The organism is Rhodoferax sp. GW822-FHT04A08, from assembly GCF_058801025.1.
In genome coordinates this window covers 16534-29009 of record NZ_JBXAMW010000028.1, presented here as the reverse complement: position 1 = coordinate 29009, position 12476 = coordinate 16534, and the positions used below count along the sequence as shown (strand labels likewise).

General features: G+C 53.0%; 12 protein-coding genes and 1 pseudogene. 7 read left to right on the top strand and 6 right to left on the bottom strand.

Annotation, left to right across the window (positions count from 1 at the left end; genetic code table 11):
• Positions 1–24 precede the first annotated feature (24 nt).
• A pseudogene (locus AC1RMF_RS25555) lies at positions 25–292 on the top strand (transposase); the annotation flags it as partial.
• 39 nt (positions 293–331) lie between these two features.
• Here AC1RMF_RS25555 and AC1RMF_RS25550 read toward each other — a convergent pair.
• The 6 genes from AC1RMF_RS25550 to AC1RMF_RS25525 all read right to left on the bottom strand — a co-directional run bounded on the left by AC1RMF_RS25550 (position 332) and on the right by AC1RMF_RS25525 (position 6149).
• Positions 332–1909, bottom strand: coding sequence for a methyl-accepting chemotaxis protein (locus AC1RMF_RS25550; RefSeq protein WP_493145289.1), 1578 nt, complete (start codon positions 1907–1909; stop codon positions 332–334).
• 151 nt (positions 1910–2060) lie between these two features.
• Positions 2061–3263 (bottom strand): 3-oxoadipyl-CoA thiolase, encoded by a 1203-nt coding sequence (gene pcaF, locus AC1RMF_RS25545; RefSeq protein WP_493145288.1) that lies wholly within the window; start codon positions 3261–3263, stop codon positions 2061–2063.
• A 36-nt stretch (positions 3264–3299) separates the two neighbouring features.
• Entirely contained in the window at positions 3300–3944 is a 645-nt protein-coding gene (locus tag AC1RMF_RS25540; RefSeq protein WP_493145287.1) for a 3-oxoacid CoA-transferase subunit B, read from the bottom strand.
• A gap of 12 nt (positions 3945–3956) precedes the next feature.
• A complete protein-coding gene (locus AC1RMF_RS25535) occupies positions 3957–4673 on the bottom strand; it encodes a 3-oxoacid CoA-transferase subunit A (protein ID WP_493145285.1) in 717 nt (238 codons plus the stop codon).
• Between the two features lie 116 nt (positions 4674–4789).
• Entirely contained in the window at positions 4790–5938 is a 1149-nt protein-coding gene (locus tag AC1RMF_RS25530) for an NAD(P)/FAD-dependent oxidoreductase (protein ID WP_493145283.1), read from the bottom strand.
• Positions 5939–5951: 13 nt separating this feature from the next.
• Positions 5952–6149 (bottom strand): ferredoxin, encoded by a 198-nt coding sequence (locus AC1RMF_RS25525; protein ID WP_493145281.1) that lies wholly within the window; start codon positions 6147–6149, stop codon positions 5952–5954.
• Positions 6150–6316: 167 nt separating this feature from the next.
• Between AC1RMF_RS25525 and AC1RMF_RS25520 the strand changes: the two genes are divergently transcribed.
• The 6 genes from AC1RMF_RS25520 to AC1RMF_RS25495 all read left to right on the top strand — a co-directional run bounded on the left by AC1RMF_RS25520 (position 6317) and on the right by AC1RMF_RS25495 (position 12476).
• Complete coding sequence (locus AC1RMF_RS25520; RefSeq protein ID WP_493145280.1) at positions 6317–6829, top strand: HtaA domain-containing protein; 513 nt, start codon at positions 6317–6319, stop codon at positions 6827–6829.
• 43 nt (positions 6830–6872) lie between these two features.
• On the top strand, positions 6873–8054 hold the full coding sequence (locus tag AC1RMF_RS25515) for a cytochrome P450 (RefSeq protein WP_493145279.1): 1182 nt from the start codon (positions 6873–6875) through the stop codon (positions 8052–8054).
• Positions 8055–8111: 57 nt separating this feature from the next.
• A complete protein-coding gene (locus tag AC1RMF_RS25510) occupies positions 8112–9152 on the top strand; it encodes a CobW family GTP-binding protein (protein WP_493145278.1) in 1041 nt (346 codons plus the stop codon).
• Between the two features lie 137 nt (positions 9153–9289).
• Positions 9290–10030: a GntR family transcriptional regulator gene (locus tag AC1RMF_RS25505; protein WP_493145276.1), complete on the top strand. Its 741-nt coding sequence runs from the start codon at positions 9290–9292 to the stop codon at positions 10028–10030.
• A 503-nt stretch (positions 10031–10533) separates the two neighbouring features.
• Positions 10534–11505, top strand: a complete 972-nt coding sequence (locus AC1RMF_RS25500; protein WP_493145275.1) for a phosphotriesterase family protein — start codon at positions 10534–10536, stop codon at positions 11503–11505.
• Positions 11502–12476, top strand: coding sequence for a phosphotriesterase family protein (locus AC1RMF_RS25495; RefSeq protein WP_493145273.1), 975 nt, complete (start codon positions 11502–11504; stop codon positions 12474–12476). Before AC1RMF_RS25500 ends, AC1RMF_RS25495 begins: the two co-directional genes overlap by 4 nt.

The window sequence follows — 12476 nt, the reverse complement described above, 5'->3', positions numbered from 1 at the left end:
TTCCTGGCGCCGTCTGCCTCTAGCCTGAGCGGGGGCTTTCTTGGAGTCACTAAAGATAATTGCTTGCGAAGATGGGATGGGTATGGCTTCTCGGAGGCCAGCTATTACCTCTGGCGTAGCAAGTCTGGCAGAATGAATATGTCGGATGCTAAGCGCCTGAAGGAGCTGGAAACGGAAAACACGCGCCTCAAGCGGTTGCTGGCCGAAGAGATGCTGGAAAACGAGGTGACGAAGAAGCCTTGCGAAAAAAATGGTGGGCGCACCGGCCAGACGCGAACTGGTGCGCCACATAGTCAACGGATTTGCCGTCTCAGCATGAAACGACGTTCAATTATGGTTGAAGCGGGGCCAATTCTACTAAATTACTCCGTGGTAACTTGAAAATCGAGACCATTTGAACGAGTTCTTCAGACTGTACTTTTAGTCCACTAGCCGCTGCGGCCATTTCTTCTACCAATGCAGCGTTTTGCTGAGTCACCTGATCCATTTCTGTCATGGCGACCTCTATTTGAGATGCGCCATCTGACTGTTCTGAGCTAGTGGCACTAATCTCGCTCATAAGATCGGTAACTCGCTGAATGCTAGCGACAACCTCTACCATAGTATTGCCAGCTTGGTCCACTAATGCAGTACCCTGCGCCACGCGCTCGACACTGGCATTAATTAAGAGTGAAATTTCTTTAGCTGCGTTGGCACTGCGCCCAGCCAAGGACCTAACTTCACTAGCAACCACAGCAAACCCACGACCCTGCTCCCCCGCGCGAGCGGCTTCTACAGCAGCATTTAGTGCCAAAATGTTCGTTTGAAATGCAATTCCATCGATCACATTGATGATGTCCTTAATTCTTCGAGAATCATCATTGATGAGTCGTATTGTCTGCACCACTTGCCCCACAACTTCACCGCCTAGCTCTGCAACAGTTGTTGCACTTTTAGCCAATTGACTTGCGGCGCGTGCGCTGTCGGCATTTTGCTTTACTGTAGATGAAAGCTCCTCCATGCTCGCTGCGGTTTGTTCCAGCGCGCTCGCTTGGCTTTCTGTTCGGGTTGACAAATTGTGATTGCCTTGAGCGATTTCTGAACTGGCGTTCGCCACAGCCTCTGAGCCATGGCGTACGGAAGCAACAACCTCGCCAAGTTGCTTCTGCATGTCGGAAAGCGCATTGAGAAATTGTGCCAGTTCATCATTGCCGTCAACGTGAATAGAAAAGGTCAAATCACCTGTTGCCACGGTATTCGCTGCAGCCATCGCGTGAGATAAGGTGCGAGAAATTCCACGCACTAGCAGTAGTCCGAAAACACACGTAACAATCGAACTAAAAAGAAAGGTAATCCACGCCGAGTTACGGGCAAGAATCGCCTCTTCATGTGACATCTGGTATTGGCTATTGGCTCCATCTAGCTGGAGTTTATTTAATTCCGCTAAATCCTTTCGAAGCGGCTCATACATGCGATTCTGCTTGCCCACATAAATCTGATTTGCAGTACCAAAGTCATTAGCCCGTAGTGCTGATTCGATGGGGGAAACAACTTCCTCTATATATCGTTTGCGATCAAGTTCAATGGAACTTACCAACTCCTGTTCAATAGTAGTCAATTCGCGAGACTTAAATGCTGTCCACTGATTGTTGAATTCAGTGGTTCTAACTTTCATACCTGTCACCATCTGACTGGCATCTTCAGGGGTTGGATTAGCTATAACACCGATCAGTGCCATTTGGTCTTGAAGAATCAATGCCTGAACATTGGAGAGCGTACCCATTGACAAAGTGCGATTCTCATATAGCGTGTCAAGCGAAGTCGACATCTTGCTTTGACCGTACTGTCCGCCCAAGGTCATGATGAACATCATCAATGCACTTACGCCGATTAAGAAAAACAGACGCGTAGATATTTTGAATCGTGCCATTTTCTTTGTCTCCGTATTGAAATACGATGTGCAAGTAATGCGCTCTAGTGGCAAAGTTCTATCGCGACACTGGTGTACCCTTGTCAATCATTGTGAATCGACCTATTTGCCTCACTGAGCATATGTACCTGTTCGATGCAGACGTCAGTTATCAAACCCGCTCGAGCACTAGCGCAATGCCTTGGCCGACGCCGATGCACATGGTGCAAAGTGCATAGCGGCCACTGGTTGCATGCAAACGATTAACAGCGGTGGTCGCTAGACGCGCCCCTGATGCCCCCAGCGGATGCCCTAGCGCAATGGCCCCACCCCATGCGTTCACACGGGCGTCGTCATCTGGCAAACCCAACTGACGCAATACAGCCAGGCCCTGTGCGGCAAAGGCTTCATTGAGCTCAATGACATCGAGCTGCTCGAGTGATAAACCCGTCAGGGCCAACACTTTTTGGGTGGCCGGCGCGGGCCCGATGCCCATGATCCTCGGTGCCACACCAGCGGTTGCCATGCCGACTACACGTGCTCTGGGAGTAAGCCCATTCTTGGCTGCACTCAACTCATCTGCCAACAGCAAGGCACAGGCTCCGTCGTTCACGCCCGACGCATTGCCAGCTGTCACAGTGCCATCCGGCCTCACCACGCCCTTGAGTTTTGCCAGCGCTTCCATGCTGGTAGAGCGAGGGTGTTCGTCGGTATCAACTATCACCGGGTCACCCTTCTTTTGAGCGATAGATACCGGTGTGATTTCGCGCGCCAAGTGCCCAGCCTGCTGGGCGGCGACGGCATTGCACTGGCTGGCAAACGCCATTCGGTCTTGCGCCTCGCGCTCGATGCCGTAGTCAGTGGCCACATTCTCTGCGGTTTCAGGCATGGAGTCCACGCCGTATTGCGCCTTCATCAGCTTGTTAACGAAGCGCCATCCAATAGTAGTGTCGTACACCGCATTGTTCCGGCTGAAGGCAGTATCAGCTTTGGGCATCACAAATGGTGCTCGACTCATGCTTTCCACGCCACCAGCAATCATCAAGGTGGCTTCGCCGGATTTGATGGCCCGCGCCGCGGTACCCAATGCATCCAATCCAGAACCGCACAAGCGATTAACGGTTGCACCAGGGACCTCCAGCGGGAGACCCGCCAACAGACTGCTCATGCGTGCTACGTTTCGGTTGTCTTCGCCAGCTTGGTTGGCGCAGCCATAGATCACGTCGGTCACGCGAGCCCAGTCCACTTGGGAGTTGCGCACCATCAGTGCACGTAGCGGAATCGCGCCAAGGTCATCGGCACGAACGCTGGACAATGCACCGCCATAGCGGCCGAAGGGGGTGCGGATGGCATCGCAAATAAAGGCTTGCTTCATAGATTCCGGGGTCTGTCAGTAAATTGAATGAGGAGCTCAGTGCGCAATGGACAAGCCCACAAGACGTTCGAGTTCGGTATGCTCCAGACTAGGCACTTTGTCGATCAGGCGCAAACCGGTGGCGCTGCATTCCAGCGTTGCCAGGTCGGAATAAATGCGCTTCACGCAGGCAATGCCCGTGAGCGGATAGCTGCAAGCCGCCACCACTTTGCTGTCGCCCTTCTTGGTGAGCAGGTCCATCATCACCCACGTTTGCTTGGCACCAATGGCGAGGTCCATGGCACCACCCACGGCAGGAATGGAGCCGGGCTCACCCGTACTCCAGTTGGCCAGATCGCCTGTGGCAGAGACCTGAAAGGCTCCGAGCACGCAGATGTCCAAGTGACCGCCACGCATCATGGCAAAGCTGTCTGCATGGTGAAAGTACACGCCACCGGCAAGCAAGGTCACCGGCTGTTTGCCCGCGTTGATCAGGTCATAGTCCTCAAACCCCGCTTGCGGTGCCGGGCCCATTCCAAGAATTCCGTTTTCGCTGTGCAGAATCACTTCCATGCCGGCGGGAATGTGATTGGCAACGGTGGTCGGCATGCCGATGCCCAGGTTGACATAGGCACCGTCAAAAATGTCTTGTGCTACTCGCCTGGCAAGCTCATCCTTTGTGCGTCGTTGGTATTGGCTCATTTCAAAAATTCCTTATGCAGCTTGCTTGAAACCACCAGCTTGTGTTGCTACGCGATCAATCCGTACGATCTTGCTCACGTGGATGCCTGGGGTCACCACGGCTTCTGGATCGAGCGAGCCCAGCTCGGCAATTTCGTGCACAGTGGCTACCGTGCGTTTGGCGGCCGTGGCCATTACCGGGCCGAAGTTTCGTGCAGCCTTGCGATAGGTGAGGTTGCCCCAGCGATCGCCCGCCTCGGCTTTGATGAGAGCTAAATCACCATAAATCGGGTACTCCAAAACGTACGCTTTGCCATTGATAACGCGGGTCTCCTTGGCACTCCCATTAGGGTTTTTTGCCAATTCAGTTCCAAAGCCGGTAGGGGTGAAAAAGGCGCCCACGCCAGCGCCTGCTGCCCGCAGTCGCTCAGCTAGATTGCCTTGGGGAACGAGCTCGAGCTCGATCTTTCCAGTGCGGTAAAGGTCGTCAAAAACATAGGAGTCCGCCTGGCGCGGGAAGCTGCAAATGATCTTGCGCACGCGCCCTGCCTTCAGCAATGCGGCAAGCCCAGCGTCCGCATTGCCCGCGTTATTGTTTACCACCGTCAGCTCTCGGGCCCCTTGCTCAATCAGTCCGTTAATCAACTCGTTGGGGATGCCTGCAGTACCAAAACCACCAATCAGAACCGTTGAGCCATCTTGCACATCGGTCAGAGCCTCACTAACTGAGTTCGCTATCTTGTCTATCACTCTTCACCCCTTGCTTTCTAAAGCTCTCTGAAAAATATTGTTTTGTTTCACGCAGGGCAGAGCCAACACTGCAGGATGTCCGATGCGGTTCGCCTCGCTGTACGCTCTTCTGAGTGCTACGCAGTCGTTGGAGATTGGCGACTGAGCGCGCGAAGCTTGGGTATAGGAAGGCGATAGTTCATGGACACTGCAGTCCCTGAACCATCAGCGTTCTGCCAGCGCATTAGGGTTGGTTCAAATCCAGGCGTACCGCTGATGTATTCAGGCTCGCCCGTCACGGGAAGCTGACCGCAGGCTTTGAGTGCCAGCCCAAATTGGGCTGTCCAGAAGTATTGCTGATAGTGCAATTCAGGAGCTGCATCGCCTAACAGTAAGGCTTGAGCGGCAATCTTGGCCTGTTCTATCGCGCTCGTCCAAAGCGGTGACCGAGCGTGTCCGAACTTGCTGGGGACGGACGCAACGTCGCCAGCGGCCACTACATTGGGAGCGAGTCTGCAGCGGCTGTCCACACAGACTTCACCATTGTTCAACAATCCCGAGTTCATGAGCCATTCGACATTGGGTGCATCACCAATGGCGCTGATTACTACGTCAGCTAGGACCGAAGATCCGTCTGCAAGTACTACTTCACGCGTTCCGGATTCACCCGCTGACTCGCGAATGTCTACTGCATGGGGGTTTACTATTTTAAGCCCCTGCCGTTTAGCAGCTTCCACTATGACATCTGCCAAGAAGTCGCCTAGGCTTGAGCGCATTGGTTTGTTGCGGCAGATTACGGTTACGTAGCTTCCGGCGGCTGCGCAGGCGCTAGCCAACTCCATCCCCAATACACCGGCTCCAATCACAACAACTCGCGGTCTCGAGCGCAAGAGGATTCGCAACTTTTGCGCATCCTCGACGTTACGAAAGGTCAGTTCGAGATCAAGGTCCGGCTTGAGCTTGCGCGGGCGAATGCCACTTGCGATGACAAGGCCTTCAAAAGCTTGAATGCTTCCGTCGCTGAGTTTCAATTGACGGCTGGCCAGATCCAGGTCGATGGCGCTCACACCTAGCAGCACGTCAGCATTGTGGTCCGCTGGAGGCAATAGGTGAGAGCTGAGTTCGCCAGCCTCGGCAAGCGCTGACTTAGAAAGCGCAGGGCGGCTGTAAGGCTCGTGTGTCTCTGCACCAATGATAGTGATACGACCACGGAATCCGTGATCACGCAGAGCCGTAGCCGCTGTGGTTCCGGCAATTCCATTGCCAACCACTACAACGTTATCCATGGTGAGCGCCGGATCAGCGAAGTTTCAGAGCGGCAACTGGGCAAACCCTTACGGCTGCCTTCGCTGCGTCTACTGCGGCCTGATCGGTGTCATCTACAAATTCCACATCCAGGATGAGCTCTCCCTTGTCGTCGAGGTGCATGAGCTTGGGCGCGACCTCGGCGCAGAGTCCGTGGCCTTCGCAGCGTGGACGATCCAGAATGATTTGCATGTTTGTCTCCTATGGTTTTGAAAGTCTGACGTGTTGACCATGACTTGAACGGTGCGAACTTTTTTCGCTAAGTACTTGCCAACATCGTTAGTACCATTATTATAATAATACAACGTACAATGAAATGCAACAGAGTGGCGAACAAGCCAACAAACATAGGAGACAGCATGGGTACAGACGTTTATGCATTCACAAGACTGGTCTGGGGTGTCAAGTCAAGTTTGGTTAGCTATACCCGCGGTTTGGATGACGGAGTGATTTCTGTGCATCCTCCGGCGTACTGGGCTTTGATGGGGCCGGCGCCAAATCTGGAAGAAGCCACTGGCTTCACCTTCCCCTTTGACTCGAATGGCTCCGTGTATGACAGCGTCACTCACACGGGTCAACTCCGGTTCAAGGGAGCCGTCACCTTTAGTGGCTACTTCAATACGATGCGCTTGTGCGTTCGTGAGCCTCGTCTTGACCTAACGAACGGAACAGGTACTTTGAGTGCGCGAACAAGTGGAGATGTTGGAACGCCACGATGGGATGCATTGGCGATTGCGGCTGTTATTTCACGAGTCAGCAGTTCAAACGACATCAAGCTCGAATTGACACTTACACCAGCAGGTCGAATGGTTCTTGGGCAGCAGTACCAAGTCGGTCAGCAATTGGATTCCGCCTTTATCCAACAACTTTAGAGTTCCCGGCAAGTAGCAAACCAACCCCAATAAGGAGATACAAATGAACAATCTAGTACCTACATCGGATGTCGACCTGTGGTCGGACGAAAACCTGAGCGATCCGTATCCAACTTACGCGGCACTGAGAGAGCAAGCTGCAGTGGTGAAACTTACGCGCTCAAATGTTTGGGCGATCACGCGCTATGAGGCCATCCGCGATGCGCTTGGTGACTGGGCTACTTTCTCATCCGAAAATGCAGTGGGGTTCAACGAAGAGGTGAACCAGGCACTCGCAGGTACTACGCTTGCCACAGACCCTCCATTGCACACAACTCTGCGTGCGGCTCTGACGGAAAATCTTACCCCTCGAGCATTGCGTGGCATCAAAGACTCCATAGATCAAAGAGCGGAAAGCATTGTTAGCAATCTGGTGATCAAAGGTGAATTTGATGGGGTTCAAGAGCTTGCACGCGAGTTGCCCCTGCAAGTTGTAGTGGATTTGATTGGCGTAAAGGACGACTATGTCCGTCAACACATATTGGACTGGGGTTCTGCAGCCTTCAACGTACTGGGGCCAATGAATGAGCGTACGGCGCAGAATTTTCCCATCGCTGGAGAGCTCTATCAATGGAAAAAGAAGCTCACGATTGACCAGCTAACGCCCGGCAGCATCGGACACGGAATTTTTGCCGCAGCTGAACGAGGAGAAATTCCGTTGGAAAGCTGCGGGCACATACTTCATCAATATGTCGCGGCTGGAATGGACACCACAATTGCAACGATCGGCAATGCTTTGCAATTGTTTGGAGAGAACCCCGAACAGTATCAGCTGATGCGTCAGGACCCCACACTGATTCCGGCGGCCCTCAATGAGGTATTGCGCTTTCGCGCACTCATGATCGCGCAGGGACGCAGAACCACACGAGATGTTGAAGTCGAAGGCATTTTGATCCCCAAGGGCGCCCATGTTGCCATTCTGTTTGGTGCTGGAAATCACGATCCGCGTCACTACGAGAATCCCGAAGAGTTTCTTATTCAACGCAATCCAATGGATCATCTCTCGTTTGGCTATGGTGCGCATAGTTGCGCAGGACAGGGCTTGGCTCGCCTGGAAATCTATGCGGTGTTCGAGGCGCTGATCAGGCACGTGAAGGGATTCAAGATCGGTGCTCCCATTCGTAAGGTCAACAACTCGAGTCTGGCACTAGACGAGTTGCCCGTCTTCGATGTCATCGCTGCTTAGGCGAACATTGCGTATTCCCGGGCCAAATTTGGCCCGTTCACCAAAAGGTCAAGCATCATGGAACTCATTCCTGCCACCATCCTCACTGGCTTTCTTGGGTCTGGAAAAACAACACTGTTGAAGCGCGTACTCGAGGAGGCTCACGGGCAAAAAATTGCGGTCATTGAAAACGAGTTCGGTGAGGAGAACATCGACAACGACATTCTGGTGGCAGACGGTGAGGAGCAGATCATACAGATGAACAACGGATGCATCTGCTGCAGCATTCGTGAGGATCTGCGCAGTACCTTGTCTATGCTGGCTGCTAAAAGGCATGAAGGTCAGTTGGACTTTGATCGTGTCATCATCGAAACCACCGGGGTAGCTGATCCTGGACCAGTTGCACAGACCTTTTTCATGGATGATATTGTGGCTGAAAGCTACGTACTTGATTCCATTGTCACTTTGGTGGATGCAAAGCATGCTGCCCAACAGCTCAACGAACGGCAGGAAGTTCGTCGTCAAGTTGGTTTTGCTGATCAGATCTTCATCAGCAAGGCTGATTTGACGGACACTGCGTCTCTCGATGTATTGACACATCGACTCAAGAGGATGAATCCACGTGCACCGATCGAAACAGCACTTTTTGGCAACGTACCGCTGAACAAAGTGTTGGACTTGCGCGGGTTCAATCTGCACGCCAAGCTGGAGATTGATCCTGACTTTTTGAATGACGAAGCTCATAGTCATTGTGATCATGAGCACGGGCATTGCGATCATTCAGCACATCCACATGGAGAAGGACACCATCACCATCACGATGATGATGTGAAGAGCTTTGTGTACCGTGCCGAAAAACCCTTCGACCCAGTTCGACTTGAAGAGTTCTTGGGTGCAATGGTGCAGCTTCACGGGCCGAAAATGTTGCGCTACAAAGGCGTACTCCATATGAGCGGCACAGACCGTAAGGTCATATTTCAGGGGGTACACCAAATCATGGGCAGTGATCTGGGGCCGGCCTGGAAAAGCGAAGAAGTCCGCCAAAGCAAGATGGTGTTTATCGGAATCGACCTGCCAAAAGACACCCTGATGCAAGGATTGGAGCAGTCACTAGTCTAAGACAGGTGTCCCAGCGTGCGAAAAAGCGCGCCATGCATGGCTTTGACAACCAGGGATGAACAGATCCGAGCCATGCAGACTGGTATTTCGCGTTTGTAATAAACACATTGACATAACAATGGACTAATATACAAACCATGCAAAATACCATAGACCGAAATTCCACCGTCCCACTGTATAGTCAGATCAAGCAGATCTTGATAAAGGAACTGCAGAGTGCAGGGCGCGCGAATGCGCCATCCATTACTGAAGTCAGCCTGATTAAGAGATTTCACGTCAGCCGTGCCCCGATTCGTCAGGCGCTCAAGGAGCTTGTTGATGAAGGCTATGTCGTCAGGCAAAGGGCCAAAGGTACCTTTCCGGTTCGTGGCGTCAACGTGCGTCTGCCCTCCGCATTGGAGCTTGGAGGGCTGACCCGCTATTTGGCAGAGCAGGGACTAAAGCCGACATCGCGCATAACAGGCCTTCTGAGGGTTAACGCCCCCAAAGAAGTTACGGAAGCTCTGGGGCTTGAGTCACCGGATGAGCTGCTGTACATCGAGAGAATCATATCCGTCAAGGGGGCGCCACTGGTGCTGGCGCGCACCTATCTCTGTACACCGCCAGACTTTCTCCCTGATGTAGAAGAGCTCGAGCGAGTCGGTACTGTATTGGTGCTAATCGAACAGCAATTCGGCGTAATTTTCAAGCGCGGAGAGCAACAAATCTGGGCATCTGGCGCAAGTCGGGAGGAAGCTCGGGCACTCAAAGTCAAAGTGGGAGATCCCGTTCTAATCACAGTTACAACCATGTTCACCAGTGATGGGCAACCAGGAGGTTGGCGGCGGGCGGTGCATCGCGCCGAGGACTTCAAGTGTGCGTTTAACCTTGGCCGTTAATTGAATTTCGCTCTCTAGGGCGGTAGTGAGAGAGGGGGCATCTAAAGGATCGCTTCTTGTGCGCTTGGCCTATGGTGCTGATCGCATGGTTCGGACAACGGCAGCGACCTGTTCCGCGGGCAGACGGGCGCCAGCTCTCCAGGCTCGGGAAACACGGAGGAGAGGGGCGCGGCATTCTCCCCACAAGCAGCTGCCATGCGAGCGTTTGCGCGCTCATCACCCAGCTCAATCACCGACAATTTGTAAAGAGTGTTGCGAAGTCGAACGTACTTGTTGACAGCGCTTTTTTTTCTTCTATACTTTGGCATAACAATACAACATAATCCTTTTAAGGAGACTGCTCTTGAGAGACAAAATCACCCTCTTGTCAGGATGCATCCCTCGCGCGTTTGTGGCGACGGGAGGTAAGCATGTGCGTTAAACATGGAGCGGGGACGCCGGAGCCAACCCCGCCATTTACATCGCTCTTTCTTGATCAGCCGCTGAGCAGAAGTGGCAAGGCTATGACCGTTAATACGGTGCTCGGCCCTATCGATGCAGGCAAGTTAGGCGTCACTTTGGTAAGTGAGTCACTTATGTATGTGTTCCCCGGAGCTCAGTACGCCTACGACATCAAAATTGACCGCGCCGAGGTGTTCGACACAATCGCTGCAAAACTTGCAGAATTCAAGGCTGCTGGCGGTGGTGCCATAGTTGACGTTACCGGCATGTTCCAGGGGCGCGACCTGCGTTTATACGAAGCCCTGTCTCGTGCTACGGGCGTGCACATCGTGGCCTCAACCGGACAAGGGCCGGAGTCTATGCTGGGGGGCTACTTCCTTACGCCTCAGACTAATCCGCCCGCTCCCTGGCCTGCCCAGAAGTTCGCCGAATTGTTCGGGAAAGAGGTGAACGAAGGAATGGTAGTGCCGCGTCTTGAGCGCCGTGCCTGTGCAGGCATGATTTCAACAGCGGTCACTCAAAGCGGGATGACACCCACTGATGGGAGTTTGGTTCGTGGTGCCGCCCGCGCGGGAGCCGCTTATGGTGTGCCAGTGTTCATTCGCTGTGGCTCAGATGCGGTTAAAGAAATGCAAACGGCCCTGGAAGAAACAATACGACCCGAGCGCATTGTGATGGGCAGTATTGACCGTCGCGATTCGGTCGAAAAGGGGTGGCCAAAGGCCATCGCGCTTGAGGGTGGTCGAATTGCATTCGATCACATTGGATCGAACGACCCGCTTTACCTCAATGACTCCGAACGTGTAGAGCTAATTGCCGAGTTGATAGGAGAGGGACTCGTCGATCGAGTTCTGCTGTCTTCAAGCGCTACCGGGGTGGCGTTTGGAGAAGCGGGCAATGATCTGTTCTACGGCAGTGTTCTAACAAAATTTGTACCCATGCTCAAGGCGGCAGGAGTATCAGATGAACACATCGCACAAATGTTGATCATCAACACAGCACAGCTGTTGAGTGTAAGCGGAGAGATGGCATGACGCGCGTAAATACTGTGCTGGGTACGATCTCGGCCTCAGAATTGGGATTCGTAGCAATCCACGAACATATCGGCTATGGAATGCCTGGCTGTGAACTAGATAGTCGCTGGTGGAAATCTCCGGAAGAAAGATATGAAGAAACAGTCCCCAAGCTGCGAAAGTTTCACGAAAACACAAAGCAATGGGGCGCGGCAACATTTGTTGAGGCTACGGGCATATGCAATGGACGCGACATTGACTACTACCGTTCATTGTCAGCAAAGACAGGCGTTCACATCGTCGCGAGCACTGGCTTTGTAGGAGGGGATACTGCGTTGCCGTTCTTCGAAAGAGCGAGCGTTGAGTATCTTACGGCGCAATTCGTTCACGAAATCACAGTCGGCATAGGCGACACCGGCGCAAAGGCTGGAATCATCAAAGTCGGAGTCAGCCGTGGTTTCAAAATGAAAGAACTGGATCTGCGCATATACAGGGCAGCCGCTCGAGCATCCAAAATCGCAGGTGCGCCCATCTTCACCCACCTCGCAGTTGATTCGGCACCTGCACTGGCCATATTTGCCGAGGAGGGATTGCCGTGCCATCGGGTCATGTTTGGGCACGCTGATGATGGGGTTAGTCAGGGCAAGGTGAATGAACGGGCCCTATTGGATGCTGGTGGAAGAATTGGCTTCGACACCTTCGGCTATGACCTGGAACTGCCAGACCCTCCTTTTTGGGGGCGGAAGCGCCAAGAGCGGCTCGAACACTTTCTGAGATTTCTGCACGGCGGACTAATAAATCAAGTCCTCGCATCCGCGGATGCCAACTGCTCCCCATTGGGATGGCCAGGAGTGAAAGGGCATACGGTGAATTATCTATTTGAACAGCTTCTTCCATCTCTGAGTGGAGCAGGAATATCAGACGCCGAAATAGACCAAATATTCGTACGAAATACGGCAGATTTCCTGGCACTACAACCAATGGCAAATTAA

Bases quoted from the DNA above. Each gene is read 5' to 3' on its own strand.
- AC1RMF_RS25550 (WP_493145289.1), bottom strand. From the start codon at position 1,909: ATGGCACGATTCAAAATATCTACGCGTCTGTTTTTCTTAATCGGCGTA.
- pcaF (WP_493145288.1), bottom strand. From the start codon at position 3,263: ATGAAGCAAGCCTTTATTTGCGATGCCATCCGCACCCCCTTCGGCCGC.
- AC1RMF_RS25540 (WP_493145287.1), bottom strand. From the start codon at position 3,944: ATGAGCCAATACCAACGACGCACAAAGGATGAGCTTGCCAGGCGAGTA.
- AC1RMF_RS25530 (WP_493145283.1), bottom strand. From the start codon at position 5,938: ATGGATAACGTTGTAGTGGTTGGCAATGGAATTGCCGGAACCACAGCG.
- AC1RMF_RS25525 (WP_493145281.1), bottom strand. From the start codon at position 6,149: ATGCAAATCATTCTGGATCGTCCACGCTGCGAAGGCCACGGACTCTGC.
- AC1RMF_RS25520 (WP_493145280.1), top strand. From the start codon at position 6,317: ATGGGTACAGACGTTTATGCATTCACAAGACTGGTCTGGGGTGTCAAG.
- AC1RMF_RS25515 (WP_493145279.1), top strand. From the start codon at position 6,873: ATGAACAATCTAGTACCTACATCGGATGTCGACCTGTGGTCGGACGAA.
- AC1RMF_RS25510 (WP_493145278.1), top strand. From the start codon at position 8,112: ATGGAACTCATTCCTGCCACCATCCTCACTGGCTTTCTTGGGTCTGGA.
- AC1RMF_RS25505 (WP_493145276.1), top strand. From the start codon at position 9,290: ATGCAAAATACCATAGACCGAAATTCCACCGTCCCACTGTATAGTCAG.
- AC1RMF_RS25500 (WP_493145275.1), top strand. From the start codon at position 10,534: ATGACCGTTAATACGGTGCTCGGCCCTATCGATGCAGGCAAGTTAGGC.
- AC1RMF_RS25495 (WP_493145273.1), top strand. From the start codon at position 11,502: ATGACGCGCGTAAATACTGTGCTGGGTACGATCTCGGCCTCAGAATTG.